The organism is Acidovorax sp. LjRoot117, from assembly GCF_964252695.1.
Classification (GTDB): domain Bacteria; phylum Pseudomonadota; class Gammaproteobacteria; order Burkholderiales; family Burkholderiaceae_C; genus Acidovorax.
The window spans coordinates 27,747-49,323 of sequence record NZ_CAXUPO020000005.1; the positions used below are offsets into that span (position 1 = coordinate 27,747).

The 21,577-nt window shown below is 66.8% G+C and carries 17 protein-coding genes, 1 tRNA gene and 1 pseudogene; 10 read left to right on the forward strand and 9 right to left on the reverse strand.

What is annotated here, in order from left to right; all coding sequences use genetic code 11:
• Positions 1 to 90 precede the first annotated feature (90 nt).
• The 8 genes and pseudogenes from ACSQ3D_RS15260 to cysS form a co-directional block, all read right to left on the reverse strand.
• Positions 91 to 1,173, reverse strand: coding sequence for a transcriptional regulator domain-containing protein (locus ACSQ3D_RS15260; RefSeq protein WP_436127627.1), 1,083 nt, complete (start codon positions 1,171 to 1,173; stop codon positions 91 to 93).
• 160 nt (positions 1,174 to 1,333) lie between these two features.
• Positions 1,334 to 1,426 (reverse strand) — tRNA-Ser (locus ACSQ3D_RS15265).
• A gap of 42 nt (positions 1,427 to 1,468) precedes the next feature.
• A pseudogene (locus ACSQ3D_RS15270) lies at positions 1,469 to 1,650 on the reverse strand (ACT domain-containing protein); the annotation flags it as partial.
• 59 nt (positions 1,651 to 1,709) lie between these two features.
• Positions 1,710 to 2,675 (reverse strand): tRNA lysidine(34) synthetase TilS, encoded by a 966-nt coding sequence (gene tilS, locus ACSQ3D_RS15275; RefSeq protein WP_436127482.1) that lies wholly within the window; start codon positions 2,673 to 2,675, stop codon positions 1,710 to 1,712.
• A 189-nt stretch (positions 2,676 to 2,864) separates the two neighbouring features.
• Complete coding sequence (locus ACSQ3D_RS15280) at positions 2,865 to 4,715, reverse strand: methyl-accepting chemotaxis protein (protein ID WP_056418801.1); 1,851 nt, start codon at positions 4,713 to 4,715, stop codon at positions 2,865 to 2,867.
• Between the two features lie 169 nt (positions 4,716 to 4,884).
• Positions 4,885 to 5,862 carry an acetyl-CoA carboxylase carboxyltransferase subunit alpha gene (locus tag ACSQ3D_RS15285; RefSeq protein ID WP_056418804.1) on the reverse strand — a complete coding sequence of 326 codons (978 nt, stop codon included), beginning with the start codon at positions 5,860 to 5,862 and terminating at the stop codon, positions 4,885 to 4,887.
• A 106-nt stretch (positions 5,863 to 5,968) separates the two neighbouring features.
• A complete protein-coding gene (locus ACSQ3D_RS15290; protein WP_396504046.1) occupies positions 5,969 to 6,643 on the reverse strand; it encodes a DNA-3-methyladenine glycosylase family protein in 675 nt (224 codons plus the stop codon).
• Positions 6,644 to 6,690: 47 nt separating this feature from the next.
• Complete coding sequence (cysS, locus tag ACSQ3D_RS15295; protein WP_436127483.1) at positions 6,691 to 8,070, reverse strand: cysteine--tRNA ligase; 1,380 nt, start codon at positions 8,068 to 8,070, stop codon at positions 6,691 to 6,693.
• Positions 8,071 to 8,284: 214 nt separating this feature from the next.
• Between cysS and ACSQ3D_RS15300 the strand changes: the two genes are divergently transcribed.
• From ACSQ3D_RS15300 to ACSQ3D_RS15345, 10 genes are all read left to right on the forward strand, one after another.
• Positions 8,285 to 9,415 carry a L,D-transpeptidase Cds6 family protein gene (locus ACSQ3D_RS15300; RefSeq protein ID WP_396504044.1) on the forward strand — a complete coding sequence of 377 codons (1,131 nt, stop codon included), beginning with the start codon at positions 8,285 to 8,287 and terminating at the stop codon, positions 9,413 to 9,415.
• A gap of 78 nt (positions 9,416 to 9,493) precedes the next feature.
• A complete protein-coding gene (locus tag ACSQ3D_RS15305; RefSeq protein WP_436127484.1) occupies positions 9,494 to 10,777 on the forward strand; it encodes a L,D-transpeptidase family protein in 1,284 nt (427 codons plus the stop codon).
• Complete coding sequence (locus tag ACSQ3D_RS15310; RefSeq protein ID WP_056423139.1) at positions 10,774 to 11,355, forward strand: peptidylprolyl isomerase; 582 nt, start codon at positions 10,774 to 10,776, stop codon at positions 11,353 to 11,355. Before ACSQ3D_RS15305 ends, ACSQ3D_RS15310 begins: the two co-directional genes overlap by 4 nt.
• A gap of 45 nt (positions 11,356 to 11,400) precedes the next feature.
• Positions 11,401 to 11,907, forward strand: a complete 507-nt coding sequence (locus ACSQ3D_RS15315) for a peptidylprolyl isomerase (RefSeq protein WP_056418821.1) — start codon at positions 11,401 to 11,403, stop codon at positions 11,905 to 11,907.
• 97 nt (positions 11,908 to 12,004) lie between these two features.
• On the forward strand, positions 12,005 to 12,784 hold the full coding sequence (locus tag ACSQ3D_RS15320) for a UDP-2,3-diacylglucosamine diphosphatase (protein WP_436127485.1): 780 nt from the start codon (positions 12,005 to 12,007) through the stop codon (positions 12,782 to 12,784).
• Positions 12,785 to 12,833: 49 nt separating this feature from the next.
• Positions 12,834 to 13,664 (forward strand): zinc-dependent peptidase, encoded by an 831-nt coding sequence (locus tag ACSQ3D_RS15325; protein ID WP_436127486.1) that lies wholly within the window; start codon positions 12,834 to 12,836, stop codon positions 13,662 to 13,664.
• 192 nt (positions 13,665 to 13,856) lie between these two features.
• Positions 13,857 to 14,564, forward strand: coding sequence for a transcriptional regulator (locus ACSQ3D_RS15330; RefSeq protein ID WP_396504040.1), 708 nt, complete (start codon positions 13,857 to 13,859; stop codon positions 14,562 to 14,564).
• Positions 14,565 to 14,573: 9 nt separating this feature from the next.
• A complete protein-coding gene (locus ACSQ3D_RS15335) occupies positions 14,574 to 15,572 on the forward strand; it encodes an ornithine cyclodeaminase family protein (RefSeq protein WP_436127487.1) in 999 nt (332 codons plus the stop codon).
• A gap of 80 nt (positions 15,573 to 15,652) precedes the next feature.
• A complete protein-coding gene (locus tag ACSQ3D_RS15340; RefSeq protein ID WP_436127488.1) occupies positions 15,653 to 16,636 on the forward strand; it encodes a threo-3-hydroxy-L-aspartate ammonia-lyase in 984 nt (327 codons plus the stop codon).
• Positions 16,637 to 16,664: 28 nt separating this feature from the next.
• Positions 16,665 to 17,837 carry a DSD1 family PLP-dependent enzyme gene (locus ACSQ3D_RS15345; RefSeq protein ID WP_436127489.1) on the forward strand — a complete coding sequence of 391 codons (1,173 nt, stop codon included), beginning with the start codon at positions 16,665 to 16,667 and terminating at the stop codon, positions 17,835 to 17,837.
• 1,059 nt (positions 17,838 to 18,896) lie between these two features.
• On the opposite strand, the gene mdeB is transcribed toward ACSQ3D_RS15345, so the two are convergent.
• Positions 18,897 to 21,569: an alpha-ketoglutarate dehydrogenase gene (mdeB, locus tag ACSQ3D_RS15350; RefSeq protein WP_436127490.1), complete on the reverse strand. Its 2,673-nt coding sequence runs from the start codon at positions 21,567 to 21,569 to the stop codon at positions 18,897 to 18,899.
• Between the last annotated feature and the right edge of the window lie 8 nt (positions 21,570 to 21,577).

Genomic DNA, 21,577 nt, shown 5'->3' on the forward strand with positions numbered 1-21,577 from the left:
TTCCTCCCTGCGATGCGAGATGATGCCAAAGAGGCCGGGCGCTTCCGAACGCTCTGCCCGCAATAGCAGTTGTTGCGGTTGTGTACGCAGCTACACGTTGAATGCGAGTCCGCGATAGCCGTGGTCCCGTAGGCTGATCGCACGCTCAATTTTTTTGCGCACTGCTTGTGTCAACTCATTGATAGGCGCGGCTCGCTTCGATCGCCCCACCACCCGTTCGACTTTGACAAGTTTGTTGGCCTTGGAGTCACGGCGCCAGTCACTTACCGTAGACACCCCATCCACTTTTCTTGCAATTTCTAGATGGGTCAAGCCTGCATCCAGCAGGTCGAGAATTTCCAAGTACTCGGCGAAAGCACCAAACCTATCGACGTGCTTTGGTGGGCTTTGGACGAAGCCGCTATCCACAAGTGTTCGTTGATGGTTCTCTAGTACCGCTCTGAGACTTTCGAGCTGAAAGTCGATAGGTAATGTCAAGTCAATAACGGCGCTGACCTGGGCGGCCGTGAGAGTGTCTGGCGTAGTACGGTCACGCACAAACGACCGACTGTCCGCACCACGGAAAACTTCGGTCATTCCTACCGTCGTCTCCACAGGCGATTTCCGCAGCCGCTTGTCAATTCTCTTAAAAGAGTGGGTACGCGCGGGCAAAGGTGGATAGCCAAGCCACCCGATTTCCTCACCCAGCTCGTCAATTGACTGAAACCGATCAGTTGCAGGCACATGGAAAAGACCAAATTGCATGGGAATATCATGTTTCCACATCCCGGCCATGTCGCTACCTGCGACCTCTATGCCCGGGTCGTACCACTTGGACAGCGAGTACGTTTCCAACCTGAATTTCTTTGCAACAGTTAGCGAGAGGTCGTCTTCACCCATCTCTTCACGCAGTCTCTGCGATTGGTCCATGTAGTCACCAACCGACTGCTGCTCGGCGTGAAAGCCTAGCCTTCTCGACAGATCGAAAAATTGAACGTCAAGCTGACGGACGATGGCTTCGACTACGGGCTGCTCTTCACTGGCTCCTCCCGTGCACATCGAAATGTGTAACCTATGTTCGGGAGGAAGCGCAGACAGCTTCTGATAGGCGTCACGGTATATGGGATTGCGCCGCAAAAATTCCCACGCCCACTGCTGCGAGGTCCTCGCGTCACATCTGCCAGAAGTAGCCATCACGCGTCAAAGGTTCCAAGTCAAATTCATGATCGAATTCTGACTCACTTCGTCTCACCAAAGCGCAGCATCAATTGTGGTTAGAAACATGGCTCAGAAACAAAAAAGCCACCTTGCGGTGGCTTTTTGCTTTGCAAATCATAGACTTACAAAAAACTGCTGGCGGAAACGGAGGGATTCGAACCCTCGATGAGGCTCTACACCCCATACTCCCTTAGCAGGGGAGCACCTTCGGCCACTCGGTCACGTTTCCAATCCCACTATTATGCCTCATTTTGGAGGCGGTTCCGGCGGATCAGGCGGCGTGCTGAGGCTGCGCGAATGCCTCGTGCAGGCTGCGCACTGCCAGCTCCACGTATTTCTCGTCGATCACGACCGAGGCCTCGTGATGTTGGAGGGGGAGATCATCTGGATAATGATGCGTGCTGCCCTCAGCACGCCGAACATCTCGGCGGCAACGCCCACGTGGTTGCGCAGCAGAGCCCATCGAGGTGCGGCCGTGTGGTGAACGATCAAATGCCGTTGGTTTGGACAGATCAGCGGACCAACACCTGGGGACTGCACCAATCGAGGTGGGCACCGTTTCGCACCACGAAGCCTCGCCCTACCTTGATGTGGATGCGGTGGCCCCGTGTGGTGCAGGCCGCGACCTGGCCCAGCAGCTCGTGGAGCTGCGCCGCGGCGGGCGTGGTCTGGTGGACGGTGCGCAACCAGTGCCGCAGCACGTTGGCCTGGCGCGCCCGACCCAGGCCCTGCAACAGCTGGATCGAGGGCGGCGTGCCCACCCGTTGCGCATCTTCGAGTGCCAGCTCGTCCAGCAGCTCTGCGGCCTGCGCTGCGTTCGATGCAGACCGCGCGAAGGTGTCGCGAAACGCGGGGAAGGCGGCCTCGAGTGCGGGAAGAAGCTGGGCGCGGATGCGGTTGCGGGTAAAGCGCTCGTCGGTGTTGGTGGGGTCTTCCACCCAAGTGCGGCCCTGGGCGCGCAGCCAGCGGCGGACATCGGCCGCGGACACCTGCAGCAGCGGGCGGTGCCACTGCAGGCCCGACCGCTCCCATTGCGCAGGCATGGCCGCCAGCCCTGCCACACCGGCGCCGCGCGACAGGGCCAGCAGGACGGTCTCGACTTGGTCGTCCGCATGCTGCGCCAGTGCTATTGATTTAATAGCTGCTGGCGCTTGTGTATCCAGCGCTACCGCATCCAAAGCCTTGTACCTGGCCTGCCGGGCAGCGTCTTCGGGGCTTTGGCCGGGCGCGGGCCGCGCATCCAGGCGGCGGATGGCCAGCGGCACGTTCAGGTCCTGGCACAGGGCCACGCAGTGGTGCTCGAAACCGTCGGCCGCTGCCTGCAGCCCGTGGTGGACATGGACGGCGCGGACCTGGCCCGGCCAGCGCCGCGCGCACGCCAGCAGCAAGGCCGTGGAATCGGCACCGCCGCTCAGGCCCACGGCCACGGGGAGCGCAGGCGCGAAGGCCTGCATCGCAGCGTCGAAGGTCAAGGTCACGCCCAGCCCCTGGCCGGTGCAGCCGCCGTACACCCGCGGCGACCAGCACAGCCCACGACACCACGATTCACACGACAGCCATCCATGGTCGAATTATCACGGTGCCCAGTGCACCGCAGCACGAACGCAGCAAAACGCCGACGGCGCGGTCCGCAGCCAGCCGTGGACTGCAGCAGCCCTCAGCAGCCGTCAGCCGCCCGGAGGCGCCAGGCGCGGCGCTGCGTGCGCCGAATCGGTGGACAGCCGGAAGGTGCCCACCACTTCGGACAGCCGCACCGACTGGTCCTTGAGGCTTTGCGCGGCGGCGGCGCTCTGCTCCACCAGGGCGGCGTTCTGCTGCGTCATCTGGTCCAGGTGCGCCACGGCCTGGCCGACCTCGCCGATGCTGGTGCTCTGCTCGTTGGTCGACGCAGTGATCTCGGCCATGATGTCCGTGACGCGCTGCACCGAGGTCACGATGTCGGTCATGGTGGTGCCGGCGTCGTGCACCAGCCGCGAGCCATTTTCGACCTGCTCGACCGACGTGTTGATCAGCGTCTTGATCTCGCGTGCGGCCTCCGCACTGCGCTGCGCCAGGCTTCGCACCTCGCCCGCCACCACGGCAAAGCCCCGGCCCTGCTCGCCCGCACGCGCGGCCTCCACGGCCGCATTCAGCGCGAGGATGTTGGTCTGGAAGGCGATGCCGTCGATCACGCCGATGATGTCGTTGATCTTGCGCGAGGCCGCGTTGATCTTGTCCATGGTGGTCACCACGTTGCCCACCACCGCACCGCCATGCTGGGCCACGCTGGATGCCTGGGCGACGAGCTGGTTGGCCTGGCGGGCGGCATCGGCGTTCTGCCGTACGGTCTCGGTGAGCTGCTGCATCGACGCCGAGGTCTCCTGCAGGCTGGACGCGGTGAGTTCGGTGCGCCCGCTCAGGTCCTGGTTGCCGGTGGCGATCTCTTCGGCCGCCACGCGCACCGACCCGCTGGCCTCGCGGATCTGGCCCAGCACGCCCGAGAGCTTGCCGGCAAAGTTGTTGTAGCTCGACGCAATCTGCGCCAGCTCGTCCTCGCCGTGGGTGTCGATGCGGCGCGACAGGTCACCGTCGCCCTCGCCCACCTCGTGCATGGCATCGCGCACCTGCGTCAGGCGGCGCAGGCGCTGCGTCAGCACCGCTGCCAGCAGCGCGACCGCAATGGCCAACACCACGATGCTCGACACGACGGACGTGGTCAGCATGGCGCGGATGGGGGCCATGGCTTCGCTTTCATCGAGCGCCACCACCAGCATCCAGCTCGTGCCCGCAATGGGCACCACGGTGAGCAGCCGCTGGCGCCCGCCGATGTCGATGCCCAGCAGCTCCCGGCTTTTGGCGGCGGCCTGCAGCTTGTCGGACGTGAGGGCGGGCGCCAGGTCGCTCAGGGGCTTGAGTGTGAGCGCTGCATCAGGGTGGGCAATGATCTTGCCGTCGCTCGACGCCATGAAGCCGAAGCTCTGGGGCGTGGGCCGCACCGATGCCACGGTGGCCACGACGGACTCCATGGACACATCGCCCGCAGCCACCCCCTTGAGGGCCGACCCCGCCCCCACGGGCGACGCGAAGGTGACGACCAGCTTGCCGTCGGATGCGGAGATGTACGGCGGCGTGATGACCGGGCCGCCAGCCGCAGCGGCCTGCTTGTACCAGGGCCGGGCGGTCGGGTCATAGTCGGCCGGGAGGTTGCGCGTTTCCGAAAAGACGTATTTCTTGTCGGCAAAGCCGAAGTAGAAGGTGGAGAACTTGCCCGCGTCGCGCAGCAAGGCCAGTGTCTTGACCGGTTCGGGCTCGTCGAAGGCAGTGACGGAGGCCGCGACGATCAATGCCTTGCCACGCCCCCACTCCTCGATGGTTTCCACGTGGCTCTTGGCGGTAGCCAGGCTCTCTTCGATAAGGCTGTCCCGCGCCTGGCTGCGCGCCACCAGGAAATTGGCCACGGTCAGCACCAGCAGCGCCAGCACCAGGCAGGCCGACGACAGTGCAAGAATCTGGCCTTTGAGCGACTTGAGCAGCGACATGGACACTCCTGCATCCCCCGATGGTGGGGGGCACGACCATGCTACATCCGGTTGCAACCTCCGCGCCAGAGGTTACACGCGCACCTACAGACCGCGTTGGCCCCAAACGACAGACGGCCCCGAAGGGCCGTCTTTGCGGGGCGCCGCCGCGCGGCGCTGCACCGGGGGATCAGCGGCTGTCCGCCTTGGTGTCGCTGAAGCGGCCGTAGCTTTGCAGGCGCTCGTAGCGGCGGTCCAGCAGGTCCTTGACCTTGAGGTCGGCCACCTGGCGGTAGGCATCGCCCAAAGCACGCTTGAGGAAGGCCGACATCTGCTTGTGGTCGCGGTGGGCGCCGCCCACCGGCTCGCTCACGATCTTGTCCACCAGGCCCAGGGCCTTCAGGCGGTGGGCGGTGATGCCCAGCGCGTCGGCCGCTTCCTGGGCCTTGTCGCTGGTCTTCCAGAGGATGGACGCGCAGCCTTCGGGGCTGATGACGGAGTAGATCGCGTACTGCAGCATCACGACCTGATCGCCCACGCTGATGGCCAGCGCGCCGCCGGAGCCGCCTTCGCCGATGATGGTGGTGATGATGGGCACTTCCAGTTGCGCCATCTCGAAGATGTTGCGGCCGATCGCCTCGGACTGGCCGCGCTCTTCGGCATCGATGCCCGGATAGGCGCCGGGCGTGTCCACGAAGGTGAACACGGGCAGCTTGAACTTCTCGGCCGTCTTCATCAGGCGCAGGGCCTTGCGGTAGCCCTCGGGCTTGCTCATGCCGAAGTTGCGCGCGGCGCGCTCCTTGGTGTCGCGCCCCTTCTGGTGGCCCAGCACCATGCAGGCGTGGCCGTTGAAGCGCGCGAGGCCGCCCACGATGGACAGGTCGTCCGCATAGTGGCGGTCGCCGTGCAGCTCGACGAAGTCGGTGAAGATGTCGCGCACGTAGTCGAGTGTGTACGGACGCTCGGGGTGGCGGGCGATCTTGGTGATCTGCCAGGGCGACAGCTCGCTGTAGATGTCCTTGGTGAGCTGCTGGCTCTTCTTGCTGAGCTGGTCGATCTCTTCCGAGATGTCGACGGCACTTTCGGTCTGCACGTAGCGCAGTTCTTCAATTTTGGACTCGAGTTCCGCGATGGGCTGTTCGAAATCCAGAAAGGTCTTTTTCGCCAACGTTGTTCTCCTAAGGGCTCACGCCGGTGAGCGGCGGCCACGAATGGCCCGCACTGTAACCGACATGTAACGAGTTTGCATAAGCGCGTCAGGCGGCGTCAGCCGTTCAATAAGCCACCGGCAGGGGGTCGAGCGACCGCCAAATATACCAAGTTGCCACGCTGCTCCAGGGCTTCCAGGCTTCGGCCACTTCCCGCGCATCGCTGCGGCTGACCGGATCGCCCGAGAAATAGTTGTGGCTGATGCCGGCGATCAACCCCGGGTCGTCCAGGGGCAATACGTTGGGCCGCATCAGATAGAAGATGAGGAACATCTCGGCGGTCCACCGCCCGATGCCGCGGATGGCGACCAGCTCGGCAATGATGGCCTCGTCGTCCATGGCCGCCCAGTCCTTCACGTGGAGCTTGCCGCTCTCGAAGTGGATGGCCAGGTCCACGAGGTAGTCGACCTTGCGCGCCGACAGGCCCGCGGCGCGCATGTCGTCGATCTTGAGCTTGAGCACGCTGGCGGGCTTCATGCCCCGCGGCAGCAGCGCCACAAAACGCTCCCAGACGGCTTGCGCCGCGGTCACGGACACCTGCTGGCCCACGATGGAGCGCGCCAGCGTGACGAACGCGTCGCCCCGCGTGCGCAGCGCGGCGTCGCCGAACTGCGGGATAAGGCGCTTCATCACCCGGTCCTTCTTCACCAGGTGCTTGCAGGCCTCGGCCCAGTAATCCGGCGTGGCCAGCACCAACGGCGGCGCCGCGGCATCCGCCGCTATCTTTTTAGTAGCTGCCACCGCTTACCCCACGTGCGACAGGCGCATATTTCGCATCAGACACGGGCTCACTGCGCTGCTTCCCACGTGGTGCCGGCGGCGGAGTCCTTGAGGACAATGCCTTGCGCCAGCAGCGCCTGGCGGATGCGGTCCGCCTCGGCAAAGTTCTTGGCAGCCTTGGCGGCGGCGCGGGCGGCGATCTGCGCTTCGATGTCGGCACCGCTGGCACCGGCACCCGCCTGCAGGAAGGCCTTGGGGTCGCCCTGCAGAATCCCCAGGCAAGCGCCCAGGGCCTGGAGCAGACCGGCCAGTTCGGCCGACCGGGTCTTGTTGACCTCGCTGGCCAGGTCGAACAGAACGGCCACTGCCTCGGGCGTACCGAAGTCTTCGTCCATCGCTGCCTTGAAGCGGGCCGCGTAGGGGTTCGTCCAGTCGATAGCGGGGATTTGCGCAGGTGCTATCAGGCTCAGTGCGGTGTACAGGCGCTTCAGGGCCTGGCGGGCGTCGTCCAGGTGCGCGTCGCTGTAGTTCAGCGCGCTGCGGTAGTGGGCGCGCACGATGAAAAAGCGCACCGTCTCCGCGTCGTAGGTCTTGAGCACGTCGCGGATGGTGAAGAAGTTGCCCAGGCTCTTGGACATTTTCTCGTTGTCCACCCGCACAAAGCCGTTGTGCACCCAGAATTTGGCCAGCGGCTTGCCGGTGGCGCCCTCGCTCTGGGCGATCTCGTTTTCGTGGTGCGGGAATTGCAGGTCGGCGCCGCCGCCGTGGATGTCGAAGGTCTCGCCCAGCGTGGCGCCGCACATGGCCGAGCACTCGATGTGCCAGCCGGGGCGGCCGGAGCCGAATTCGCTGTCCCACTTGGCCTCGGGCGGCTCCTCGGGCTTGGAGGACTTCCACAGCACGAAGTCGAGCGGGTCTTCCTTGCCGTCCAGCACGGCCACGCGTTCGCCGGCGCGCAGTTCATCGAGCGACTTGCCCGACAGCTTGCCGTAGCCGTCGAACTTGCGCACGGAGTAGTTCACGTCGCCATTGCTCGCGCGGTAGGCCAGGCCCTTGCCTTCCAGCTGGCCGATGAGCGAGAGCATCTGGGGCACGTACTCGGTGGCGCGGGGCTCGATCGAGGGCGGCTCGATGCCCAAGAGGCCGATGTCCTGGTGCATGGCCGCAATCATCTCGTCGGTGAGCTGGCGGATGGTGATGCCCCGCTCCAGCGCGCGCTTGATGATCTTGTCGTCGATGTCGGTGATGTTGCGCACGTAGGTCACGCGCAGGCCGCTGGCCTTGAGCCAGCGCTGCACCACGTCGAACGCCATCATCATGCGGGCGTGGCCGATGTGGCACAGGTCGTAGATGGTCATGCCGCACACATACATGCGCACATGGCCGGTTTCGAGCGGGGAAAAGTCCTCCAATGCACGCGACAGCGTGTTGTAGATGCGCAAACTCATGGGATTTCAGTAACGGGGGATGGGTGGTGGGTGAAGCGAAATTCACCCGGCAGCAGGGGGCAAGGGCCCCCGGCGGGGGGGTTGGCCCGGTGGGGGCCTACAGCGAAATCACCCGCGGCAACAGCGTTCCGTCATGACAAACCCCCTCAGCTACAATCCGCCGCAGTATAAGCCCCCGCTCCTGCGGGCCGCTGCCCAACTCCCGGAATTCCCCATGAAGCCAGTCCTCCGCACACTTCCACGACTCTTGCGCCTGGCGGCGCTGACCGCGCTGCTGGGCGCGGGTGTGGCGCATGCCGACGACTACGCAGACATCGCGCAGTTGCTCAAGACCGGCAAGTCCGCCGAAGCGCTGGCCAAGGCCGACCAGCGCCTGGCCGCCAACCCGCGCGACCCGCAACTGCGCTTTTTGCGCGGTGTGGCACAGGCCGACAGCGGCAAGCCCGCCGACGCGATCACCACCTTCACCAAGCTGACCGAAGAGTACCCGGAGCTGCCCGAGCCCTACAACAACCTGGCGGTGCTCTATGCCAACCAGAACCAGCTCGACAAGGCCCGCACGGCGCTGGAGATGGCGATCCGCACCAATCCGAGCTACGCCACCGCGCACGAGAACCTGGGCGACATCTACGCCAAGCTGGCCAGCCAGGCCTACAACAAGGCCCTGCAGCTCGACGCCACCAACGCCAACTCCGTCAAGCCCAAGCTGGCGCTGATCCGGGAGCTGTTCTCCGCCGATGCGGCCAGCAAGACGGGCCGCCCGGCAGCCGCTGCCGCGCCGTCCCCCGTGGCGGCTGCAGCGCCCCGCCCTGCCCCGGCCCCATCGCCAGCTCCCACAGCTGCACCTGCCCCTGCGCCAGTGGCTGCAGCCACGCCAGCGCCTGCGCCCAAGGCCGCGCCAGCCCCTGCGCCCGTGGCCCCCCCCGCAGCTGCTCCGGCTGCCGCTGCGGCATCGCCCGCACCGGCACCGGCGCCTGCGGCGGCCGAGGCCGGTGCGTCCGACGCCTCCGTGCAATCCGTCACCGCTGCCGTGCAGGCCTGGGCCGCTGCCTGGGCCGCCAAGGACATGAGCGCCTACCTGGGCGCCTACGACAAGTCTTTCGACCCACCGGGCCGCCAGACCCGTGCCGCGTGGGAGAAAGAGCGCGAAGCGCGCATCGTGGGCAAGTCCAAGATCAGCGTGCGGGTGTCGGACCTCAGCGTCGCGGTCAGCGGCGACAAGGCCACGGCACGCTTTCGCCAGGCCTACAGCGCCGACTCGCTCAACGTCACCAGCCGCAAGACGCTGGACCTGGTGAACCACAACGGCCGCTGGGCCATCGTGCGCGAAGCCACGGGCGGCTGATCGTGGCACCGCGCACAGCGCCTGCGCCTGCCGCGCAGGCGTTTTTTCATTTCTGCCACCCCTGAACCAAAGACACGCATGCTGGTGGAGCTGACCGCACGACGCCGCCGGGCCGCGGCCGCAACCTTGCTGGCCGTTGCCATGGTGCAGGCCGGCCCGGGTTCGGCCCTGGCCCAAAGCCACAAGCCGCGTCGGGCCGCCACCGAGCCCGCACCGGCGGCCAAGCCGGTCGAGCTGCGCGACGGCCAGGCCGAGTCGCGCCTGCTGGCGGTGTACAGGCTCATCGGCGAAGGCCGCCAGCGCGAGGCCCTGGCACAGGCCGAAAGCCTGGCACGTGACTACCCCAACTTCCAGCTGGCGCAACTGGCCGTGGGCGACCTGATGATGTCGCGCACCCGGCCCATCCGCCGCATGGGCGATGTGCCCGAGCCGGACTCCACCCGCAGCATCCAGGCCGCCAGCGTGCTCGAAGAGCTGCGCAACGAGTCGCGCCAGCGTGTGGACGCGCAGCGCAGCCGCCCGCCCGCGAACACCATCCCGGCGCAGTTCCTGGAGCTGTCGCCGCGCTCGCGCCATGCCATCGCCGTGGACGCATCCCGCTCGCGCCTGTACCTGTTCGAGAACACGGGCAAGGGCCTGCAGCTGGTGGCCGACTACTATGCGTCCGTCGGCAAGCTGGGCACCGAAAAGGCCACCGAAGGCGACCAGCGCACGCCGCTCGGGGTGTACTTCATCACCAGCCGCCTGGACCCCGCCACCCTCAAGGACTTCTACGGCGCCGGCGCCCTGCCCATCAACTACCCCAACCCGCTGGACCAGAGCCGCGGCAAGACCGGCAGCGGCATCTGGCTGCACGGCACGCCGCCCGACCAGTTCGCGCGCGCCCCGCTGGCCACCGACGGCTGCCTGGTGCTGGCCAACCCCGATCTCGAACGCATCCTGCGCACGGTGGAGCCCCGCTCCACGCCCGTCGTCATCGCCCGCCAGCTGCAGTGGGTGGCGCCGCACAGCGTGAGCGCCGAACGCAAGTCGTTCGAGGCCGTGCTCAACGCCTGGCGCAGTGCCAAGACCCAGGGCGACATGACGCGCCTGCTGGGCTTTTACGCACCCGACTTCCAGACCTACCGCAAAAAGCCGCTCCAAGAGTGGACCGAGGTCCTCAAGGCCGAGACCCGCGCGCTGCGGGGCCGGGAACTCCATCTCAAAGACAAGTCTTACCTCCGGTGGACAGATTCCGCCGACACCATGGTGGTAACGTTCGGCGAAGTCGCCGAAGGCGCCCGCACGGGCCCGGTCAAGCGCCAGTACTGGGCGCGACGGGGCCAACAATGGCAGATATTTTTCGAAGGAGTGATTGGATGATTTCCAGAAGAAATTCGACCCTGGCGCTTGCCAGCATTGCGCTAGCAGCTACTTTTTCAGTAGCAAATGTGCAGGCGCAAGAGGCCCCCAAGGTCAAGCTGGCCACCTCGATGGGCGACATCGTCGTGCAACTCGACCCTGCCAAGGCACCCAAGACGGTCGAGAACTTCCTGGCCTACGTGAACGACAAGCACTACGACGGCACGGTGTTCCACCGCGTGATGAACGGCTTCATGATCCAGGGCGGCGGCTTCACCGCCGACATGCAGCAAAAGCCCACCAAGCCCCCGATCGCGCTCGAAGCCAACAACGGCCTCAAGAACGACACCTACACCATCGCCATGGCGCGCACGGCCAACCCCAACTCGGCCACCTCGCAGTTCTTCATCAACGTGAAGGACAACGCCATGCTCAACGCCCCCAGCCCTGACGGCCACGGCTACGCCGTGTTCGGCAAGGTGGTGAGCGGCACCGACGTGGTCGACAAGATCAAGGCCGTGGCCGTGGGCAACAAGGGCCCGCACCAGAACGTGCCCAACACGCCCGTCACCATCAACTCCGCCACGCTGGTGAAGTGAGCCTTTTTGTTGATCCATTGATTCATTGATCGAAAGAACCTTGCCATGAGCAACCCCCAAGTCGAACTGCACATTGCCGGCTACGGCGTCATCACCCTCGAACTCGACGAAGCCAAGGCACCCAAGTCGGTGGCCAACTTCCTGTCGTACGTGAACAAGGGCCACTACAACAACACCGTGTTTCACCGCGTGATCCCCGGCTTCATGGTGCAAGGCGGCGGCTTTGAACCCGGCATGACGCAGAAGGGCACCGACGCGCCCATCGAGAACGAAGCCAACAACGGCCTGAAGAACGCCAACTACACCGTGGCCATGGCCCGCACCAGCGACCCGCACTCGGCCACCGCCCAGTTCTTCATCAACGTGGCGGACAACGGCTTCCTGAACCACACCGCACCGTCGGCCCAGGGCTGGGGCTATGCCGTGTTCGGCAAGGTGGTCGGCGGCGCCGACGTGGTCGACAAGATCAAGGCCGTCAAGACGGGCCGCAAGGGCTTCCACGACGACGTGCCGAAGGAAGACGTGATCATCGAAAAGGCCGTCGCGCTCTGAGCACGACATTCCCCTTGAGCGCTGCGGCGACCCCGGTTGCGGGGCCCGCGTACATCACGCAGCGGAGGGGATGACTGACACAAGCCCAAGCATTTTTGTGACCACGACCGTGCCCCGGTTCGAGGAGCTCATCGCTCCCTCGCACTGGCGCACGGTCGAATTCATTTCGGACCTGCATTTGCAGGCCAGCGAACCCGCCACCGTAGCGGCCTTCGAGCACTACCTGCGCACCACAGAGGCCGACGCGCTGTTCATCCTGGGTGACCTGTTCGAGGTGTGGGTGGGCGACGACACCATCGACGAGCCCGGCAGCTTCGAAGCCCGGGGCTGCGCCGCCCTTGGCGCAGCATCGCAGTGCAGGCCGCTGTACTTCATGCACGGCAACCGCGACTTCCTGGCGGGACCCGCATTCCTGCGGCGCACCGGCATGACCGGCCTCGCAGACCCCACGGTCCTTGTGTTCGGCCACCAGCGCATCGTGCTCAGCCACGGCGACCTGCTGTGCCTGGACGATGTGGACTACCAGCGCTTTCGCATCCAGGCGCGCAGCAGCGCCTGGCAAGACGCTTTCCTCGCCCAGCCCCTGGCCACGCGCCGCACCCAAGCCCGCGGCATCCGCCAGGAGAGCGAAGCCAAGAAGCAGTCCGGCGTCACCTACGCCGACGTGGACGGCCCTGCCGCCATCGGCTGGCTGCAGGCCGCCGGGGCCAGCACGATGGTGCATGGGCATACGCACCGCCCCGCAGAGCACACCCTCGCACCCGGGCTCGCTCGCGTGGTGCTCAGCGACTGGGATGCGGCCGCATTGCCCCCCCGGCTGGAAACACTGCGTTTGTCGGCCCAGGGCTTGGAACGCATCGCACTCGACCCCAGGTAGGCTGTGTATTGACTTCCGGGGCCTGCCTTTGTCGGCATGCCCTGACACCATGCCCCCCATCCTCAACCGGCTCTGGCGCCACGTGCGCACCACCGTCGCCCCCGTGCCCGACATCTCGGCCGCACTGTGGTTGCAGACGCTGCATCGCTACCCCTTCCTGTCTGCGCTGTCACTGCACGACCAGTCCAAGCTGCGGGCGCTGAGCGCCCTGTTCCTGCACGAGAAGCGGTTCCACGGCGCGCACGACCTCGAGGTCACCGACGCCATGGCCATCGACATCGCCGCCCAGGCCTGCCTGCCGCTGCTGCACTGGGGCGACCCGGCCAAGGCCCTCAAGTGGTACGACGATTTCGTGACCATCGTGCTGCACCCGGGCGAGGCCGTGGCGCGCCGCCAGGTCGTGGATGAAGCCGGCGTGGTGCACGAACAGGCGCAGGTGCTGCTGGGCGAGGCGATGGACCGCGGCCCCATCATGCTCAGTTGGCAACACGTCGCCAACGCGGCCGAGAACACCGAGCGCGGGCACAACGTGGTGGTGCACGAGTTCGTGCACAAGCTCGACATGCGCAGCGGCGAACCCAACGGCTGCCCGCCATTGCCATCCGGCTTCATGGGCACGCGCACCGGCCGCGCCGCCTACGAGGCCTGGTGGTCCGCCTGGGAGCCGGCGTACGAGCAGTTCCGCGAGCGCGTGATCATGTCCGAACGGTTCGGCGCCGAGCGGCCCTGGCTGGATGCGTACGGCGCGACCTCGCCCTCCGAATTCTTTGCTGTGGCGTGCGAGGCGTACTTCGTCAACAGGCCCCGCTTTGCGCAAGAGTTTCCGTCGCTGATGCCGGTGCTGGACGCGTTCTTTCAGCGCCCTGTCCACACGGACTGACACGCGCTCTGCCGCAGCGGCGTGCCGCTTTGCACGTTGACCTGCGCAGCGTTGCATTGCGGTGGATACGACGGAGCGCTGTCGTTGGCGCATGTCCTCATTCCTGCGCACAGAGACCCGATGACTCGCCTTCGCGACTGGGCCTGGATTCCAGATTTTGACAATTTGTCCATTTTTGGATAAATTGTCGACATGACCCGCCCAACGTCCTCCACAGCCTCGACGCCTTCCACGCCACCAACACCCCGTCAACGGACTGCACGGCCAGCGCGCCCCCGCACCGCCGAGCACACGGTGCTGCTGTCGCAGATCGAGCAGGTCGCGCAGGGCCTGGCCGCCACCTTTGCGCCGTTCTGCGAGGTGGTCGTGCACGACCTGCTGGACCCGGGGCAATCCATCCTCGCAATCCACAACAACCTCTCGGGCCGGGCCGTGGGCGAGCCGACGACCGAGCTGGGCCTGGCGCGCATCGCCGACCCCGACTACCCCCAGGTGATCGCCAACTACGCCAACCAGTTTGCCGACGGGCGACAGGCCAAGAGCACGTCGGTGGGCATCAAGGATTCATCGGGCGAGTACATCGCCGCGCTGTGCCTGAATGTGGACCTCACGCTGTTTCGCAGCCTGCAGAGCGTGGTGGGGCAGTTCACCGCGATCGACGGCGACACGGGGCTCACCGAGTCGCTCGACCCTGCGGGCGCCGATGCCATCCGCCTGCGCATCGACCAGTTCGCGGCACGCCTGTCCACCGCGCCGCGGGCGCTCAAGGCCAGCGAGCGCCGCGCGCTGCTGCGCGAACTGCGCGAGTCGGGCAGCCTGGAGGTGCGCCGCGCCATGGAGGTGGTGGCGCAGCACCTGGGCGTATCGCGCGCCACGGTGTATGGCGACGTGGCCAAGTGAGGTGAAGGCATGAGCGCCCACCCCACCACCATCGACCGCGCACAGGCCGGCCTGCGGCTGCTCGACACCCACCAGGTCAACACGCTGCTGCAGCCGCACGATGTACTGACTGCCGTGCGCGAGGCCTTCACCCTGCACAGCCAGCGCGCGGGCCGCGTGTTCCCCGTGGTGCGCGAGGCGCTGGCCACGGGCGGGGTGTTCGGCATCAAGTCGGGCGATGTGCCCGCCCAGGGGCTGCTGGGCTTCAAGGCCGCGGGCTTCTGGCCCGCCAACCGCGCGCAGGGCGGCGAGCCGCACCAGGCCACCGTGATGCTGATCGACCCTGCCACCGGCCGCCCGCTGTGCGTGCTGGACGGGAATGCCATCACCACCGAGCGCACGGGCGCGGCCGGCGCACTGGGGCTGCAGCAACTGGCGCGGGCGGACAGCGAGCAGCTGTGCCTCTTCGGCACCGGCGTACAGGCGCGCGTGCAGCTGCGCTTTGCGCTGCAGGTGCTGCCCGCGCTGCGCCGGGTGCGCTATGTGGCGCATGGCGGGCAGCGCAACCAAGGCTTCGAGGCGGCGTTGGCCCACCGCTGCGACATCGCCCTGGCCACCGACGCGAATGCCGCCGTGGCCGCGAGCGACGTGGTGATCACCGCCACGCCCGGCGGCGGCGCGCTGTTCGACGCAGCGGCCGTGCAGCCGGGCACCCACATCAACGCCGTGGGCACCGACACCCAGGGCAAGCGCGAGCTGCCCGAAGTCCTGCTGGAGCGCGCCCGCGTGTTCGTGGACGACGCCGCGCAAGCCCGCCAATTGGGCGAGCTGCAATGGGCGCCGCCCGGCCTGCCCTGCACCGAACTGGGCGATGTGATCACGGGCCAGGTGCAGGTGGCGCGCGGCGCGCAGGACATCACCGTGTTCGACATGACGGGCCTGGCCCTGCAGGACCTCACCGTCGCCCGCATGCTGCACACGCACGCCGTGGCGCAGGGCGTGGGCACTGCGATGGCCTGGCCGTGGTGACAGGTACCGGCCCCCCGCCCCCTCCCCTCTCTTCATTTCCGCTTCCATCCCGCTTTCAACCACCAACACCCATCGTTGCCATGACCACTACCACCCCCATTGCAGACCGCCTTCCCACCTACGATGACGTCGTGGCCGCTGCCGGCCGCATCGCGGGCGTTGCGCACCGCACGCCCGTGCTCACCTCGCGCATCCTCGACGAGGAGATGGGCGCCCAGGTGTTCTTCAAGTGCGAGAACCTGCAGCGCATGGGTGCGTTCAAGTTCCGCGGTGCCTACAACGCGCTCGCCCAGTTCGATGCCGCGCAGCGCAAGGCCGGGGTGATCGCGTTCTCGTCGGGCAACCATGCACAGGGCATTGCCTTGGCCGCGCGCGAGCTGGGCATGCCCGCCACCATCGTCATGCCGCAGGACGCCCCCGCCGCCAAGGTCGCGGCCACGCAGGGCTACGGCGCCCAGGTGGTGTTCTACGACCGCTACACGCAAGACCGCGAGCAGATCACCCGCGACCTGGCCGAGCGCGATGGACTGACCATGATCCCGCCGTATGACCACGCCGACGTGCTGGCCGGCCAGGGCACCGCTGCCAAGGAGCTGTTCGAAGAGGTGGGCGAACTGGACGCCTTCTTCGTCTGCCTGGGCGGTGGCGGCCTGCTGTCGGGCTCGGCCCTGGCCACCCGTGCACTGTCGCCAAACTGCAAGCTCTACGGCGTGGAGCCCGAGGCGGGCAACGACGGGCAGCAGTCGTTTCGCAGCGGCTCCATCGTGCACATCGACACGCCCCAGACCATTGCCGATGGCGCGCAGACGCAGCACCTGGGCAACATCACCTTCCCCATCATCCGCCGCGACGTGGACGACATCCTCACCGTGAGCGATGCCCAGCTGGTGGACGCCATGCGCTTTTTCGCGACCCGCATGAAGCTGGTGGTGGAGCCTACGGGCTGCCTGGGCTTTGCGGCGGCGCGTGCACGGGCTGCAGAGCTCAAGGGCAAGAAAGTGGGCGTGCTGATCAGCGGCGGCAACGTGGACATGGAACGTTTTTGCAGCCTGCTCGCAGGGTGAGCCAGCCACACAACGAGGACCCTTTGCCATGCAAGAAGCACCCACCACCTCCCCTGCGATCCCCCTGTCCCAGGTCGACACGCCCGCTGCGCTGATCGAGCTGCCGCGCATGCAGCGCAACATCGCGCGCATGCAGGAGCGCATGAACGCACTGGGCGTGCGCTTTCGCCCGCACGCCAAGACCGCCAAGTGCCCGGCCGTGACCCAGGCGCAGATCGCAGCCGGCGCGCAGGGCATCACGGTGTCCACCCTCAAGGAAGCCGCGCAGTTCTTTGCCCACGGCATCACCGACATTCTGTACGCGGTGGGCACCGTGCCACACAAGCTGCCCCAGGTGCTGGCGCTGCGCCGCCAAGGCTGCAGCCTGAAGATCGTCACCGACAACGTCGCCGCAGCCCAGGCCATCGTGGACTTCGGCCGTGAGCACGGCGAGGTGTTCGAGGTGCTGATCGAGGTGGACACCGACGGCCACCGCTCGGGCATCCGCCCCGACGAAGCCGCGCTGATCGACGTGGGCCGGGTACTGCACGCGGGCGGCATGCGCCTGGCCGGCGTCATGACGCACGCGGGCGGCAGCTACGACCTGAACACCCCCGAGGCCCTCACCGCCCTGGCCGAGCAGGAGCGCGCCGGCTGTGTGCACGCGGCCGAACGCCTGCGCGCAGCGGGCCTGCCCTGCGCCGTGGTGAGCGTGGGCTCCACGCCCACGGCCCTGTCGGCCCGCGACCTCACGGGCGTGACGGAGGTGCGTGCGGGCGTGTACGTGTTCTTCGACCTGGTGATGCACAACGTGGGGGTGTGCAGCACCGACGACATCGCGCTGAGCGTGCTGACCACCGTGATCGGCCACCAGGTGGACAAGGGTTGGGCCATCGTCGACGCCGGCTGGATGGCCATGAGCCGCGACCGGGGGACGCACAAGCAGTCGCGCGACTATGGGTATGGGCAGGTGTGCGATGTGGATGGGGCTGTGCTGGACGGGTATGTGCTGAGTGGTGCGAACCAGGAGCACGGGATTCTGTCGCTGGTCGGTGGTTCTGATGCGCTGGTCGTGGGGGATATTGCGCGGCGGTTTCCGGTGGGGATGCAGTTGCGGATCTTGCCGAACCATGCGTGTGCGACGGGGGCGCAGCATGGGGAGTATCGGGCGGTGGACGGTGGGGTGGTGGTGGGGGAATGGGGGCGGTTTGGGGGGTGGTGAGTTGGGCTAAGTTGGGCTTGTGTTCGACTAGTGCGTGGCTGTGTTTGGCTGCGTTGGCATGGTTACCGTGTGGCTTTGCGAGGGGCGGGGGCCGGGGTGTGCGCCCGGCGGCGCAGTAACTTTCTTTTGCGTCGCCAAAAGAAAGTCACCAAAGAAAAGGCGACCCCCAGTCTGCGTCCCCCATCGCCCGGTGGGCGATGGGGGCAACCTGCGATGCTCGGAACTGGGGTGGTGCCGCAGAACTCGCTGCGTTCTTCGAACTCCGCTCAAACAGCTGCGGCAAGTCAGATCACGAAGCGTGTGTGTCCTGCGGCACACACGCCCACCCCAGCTCCTGCGCTTCTCGGCGCAGCCAGCAGGGGTGGGGAGCGGGCTCCACACGGGCCATTGCTTCGCTCGGCCCAGTTTGCCTCGCTGCGCTTCGGCCTGAGCAGGACGGCCGCGCCAGTGTTGTGGGCAGCGCGCGATGCGGCACGGTCGCTTCGCGATCTGGCGTGTCACAAATGCTGGAGAAGCGGCGGGCAGTTGTCTACAGACGAAGTACGGATTTATGGAGCCTTGGTCAACTCGCAGCCCATCGGCTCGGGCAGTGCGACCGCACCCACCCTGTGGGCAGCGCGCAGCGCGTCCCCCACCCCCGGCGCCGCTGCCCAGGCAGCAGCCGGGTGGTGTTCACCCCCTGCTGGCTGCGCCGAGAAGCGCAGGGCCGGGGGTGGGCGTGTGTGCCGCAGGACACACACGCTTCGTGATCTAGCTCGTCGCAGATGTTTGAGCGGAGCGGGGCCACAGGCCCCGCGCAGCGAGTTCTGCGACGCCACCCCCGGCCCGAGCATCGCAGGTTGCCCCCATCGCCCACCGGGCGATGGGGGACGCAGACTGGGGGTCGCCTTTTCTTTGCCTTCTTTCTTTTGGCGACGCAAAAGAAAGAAGGTGCGCCGCCGGGCGCACACCCCGGCCTCCGCCCTCAGCCCAAGCACAGCCCCTGCAAACGCAGGTGATGCAGCTGATCGGAAAGCAAGAAACCTCGCCCAATCGGCAACGCAGACAGCACCCAACCCGTCACCGGTTCGTTGCAGCCCCCATCGCAAACTTAGCAGCCCGCACCACCGCCTCCGCATCCACCCCAAAGAACGCACGCAACGCCGCCCGCGTATCGCTGCGCCCAAACCCATCTGTCCCCAACGTCAGGTACTTGCGCCCCTGCGGCACAAAAGCGCGCACCGTCTCGGACACGGCACGCACATAGTCGGTCGCAGCGATCACCGGTCCGCTCGTGGCGGCCAGTTGCGCTGCAAGCCAGGGGGTCCCCGGCTCATCTTCTCCCGCGATGGCACGCTGCTCGCACGCCACGCCGTCGCGTGCCAGCTCGCTCCAGCTGGTCACGCTGATCACCGTCACCTCCACGCCCTCGGCGGCCAGCAACTCTGCCGCCTTGACCACTTCGGTGAGGATCGCGCCCGAGCCCAGAAGGGTCACGGTTTGAGGTGAAAAAGCCCCCTGCCGCTCGTCCAGCAAGCGCGGGTAGCTCCTGAAAACATAGCAACCACGCAGCACACCTTCTGCCGCACCGGCGGGCAGATCCGGCTGCGCGTAGTTCTCGTTCATCAGCGTTACGTAGTAAAAAACGTCGCGCTGCTCGGTCACCATCTCGCGCATGCCGGCGTCGATGATGACGGCCATCTCGCCCGCGTAGGCCGGGTCGTAGGCCTTGCAGTTGGGGATGGTGGCGGCCACCAGGTGGCTGCTGCCGTCCTGGTGCTGCAGGCCCTCGCCGCCCAGCGTGGTGCGGCCCGACGTGGCGCCCAGCAAAAAGCCGCGCGCACGCTGGTCGGCGGCGGCCCAGATGGCGTCGCCCACGCGCTGGAAGCCGAACATCGAGTAGTAGATGTAGAACGGCAGCATCGCCAGGCCGTGCACGCTGTAGCTGGTGGCCGCGGCCGTCCAGCTGGCGATGGCGCCGGCCTCGCTGATGCCTTCTTCCAGGATCTGGCCGTCCAGCGCCTCGCGGTAGCTCAGCACCGAGCCGATGTCCTCGGGCGCATAGCGCTGGCCCACGCTGCTGTAGATGCCGACCTGCTTGAACAAATTGGCCATGCCGAAGGTGCGCGCCTCGTCGGCCACGATGGGCACGATGCGAGGGCCCAGCGTGGCGTCCTTGAGCAAGCTGCCCAGCATGCGCACGAAGGCCATGGTGGTGCTCATCTCCTTGGCCTGCGGCTGTAGCGCGAACTGTGCATAGCCCTCGATGGCCGGCACGGGCAGCACCTCGCAGGCCGTCTCGCGGCGCGGCAGGTAGCCGCCCAGGTTCTGGCGGTGGGTGCGCAGGTAGCGCATCTCGGGGCTGTCTTCCGCGGGCTTGAAGAACGCGAGGCTGGTGGCCTGCTCGTCGGTGAGCGGCAGGTTGAAGCGGTTGCGGAACTCGATGAGGTCGGTCTCGTCGAGCTTCTTCTGGCTGTGCGTGGTCATCTTGCCCTGGCCGGCCGTGCCCATGCCGTAGCCCTTCTTGGTGTGCGCCAGGATCACGGTGGGCTGGCCTTGGTGGCGCGCGGCCGCGGCATACGCGGCGTGGATCTTCACCAGGTCGTGCCCGCCGCGCTTCAAGCGGTCGATCTGCTCGTCCGTCATGCCCTGGGCCAGGGCCGCGAGCTCGGGGTTCTGGCCGAAGAAGTTGTCGCGGTTGAAGCGCCCGTCCTTGGCGGCAAAGGTCTGCATCTGGCCGTCCACCGTGCCTTCAAGCGTGCGCACCAGCGCACCAGTCAGGTCGCGGGCGAACAGGCCGTCCCAGTCGCTGCCCCAGACCAGCTTGACCACGTTCCAGCCCGCGCCGGCGAACAGCCGCTCCAGCTCGTCGATGATGCGGCCGTTGCCGCGCACCGGGCCGTCCAGGCGCTGCAGGTTGCAGTTGACCACCCAGACCAGGTTGTCGAGGCCCTCGCGCGCGGCCAGGGTCAGCGCGCTCATGCTCTCGGGCTCGTCCATCTCGCCGTCGCCGAACACGCCCCAGACCTTGCGCTGGCTGCAGTCGAGCAGGTTGCGGTGCGTGAGGTAGCGCATGAAGCGCGCGTGGTAAATGCTGCTGATGGGGCCGATGCCCATCGACCCGGTGGGGAACTGCCAGAAGTCCGGCATCAGCCAGGGGTGCGGGTAGCTCGACAGGCCCTGCGCACCCGCGCCCGGCGCGGTGAGCTCCTGGCGGTAGTGCATCAGGTCCTGCTCGGACAGGCGGCCTTCGAGGAACGCCCGCGCATACACGCCCGGCGCGCTGTGCGGCTGGAAGAACACCAGGTCGCCCCGGTGCTGCCCCTCGCCCACGCCTTCGCGGGCGCGGAAGAAGTGGTTGAAGCCGCTCTCGAACAGGTCGGCCGCGCTGGCGTAGCTGGCGATGTGGCCACCCAGTTCGCCATACGCCTGGTTGGCGCGCACCACCATGGCCAGCGCGTTCCAGCGCACGATGGAGGCCACGCGCTCTTCAACAGCCAGGTCACCGGGGAAGGCGGGCTGGTCCTGTGCGGCCACAGTGTTCACATACGGCGTGTTCAGGTCCGGCTGCCAGCCGATGCGCTGCGTGCGCGCCAGCCGCACCAGCTCTTGCAGGATGTGCCGCGCGCGCTCCGGGCCTTCGGTGGCCACCAGGGCCAGGAAGGCGTCGCGCCACTCGGCGGTTTCCTCAGGGTCGATGTCGGGGACGGCGCCGGGCGCCAGCAGCAGGTTGTGGGGTGTGAGCGCGTTCATGCAGAGCA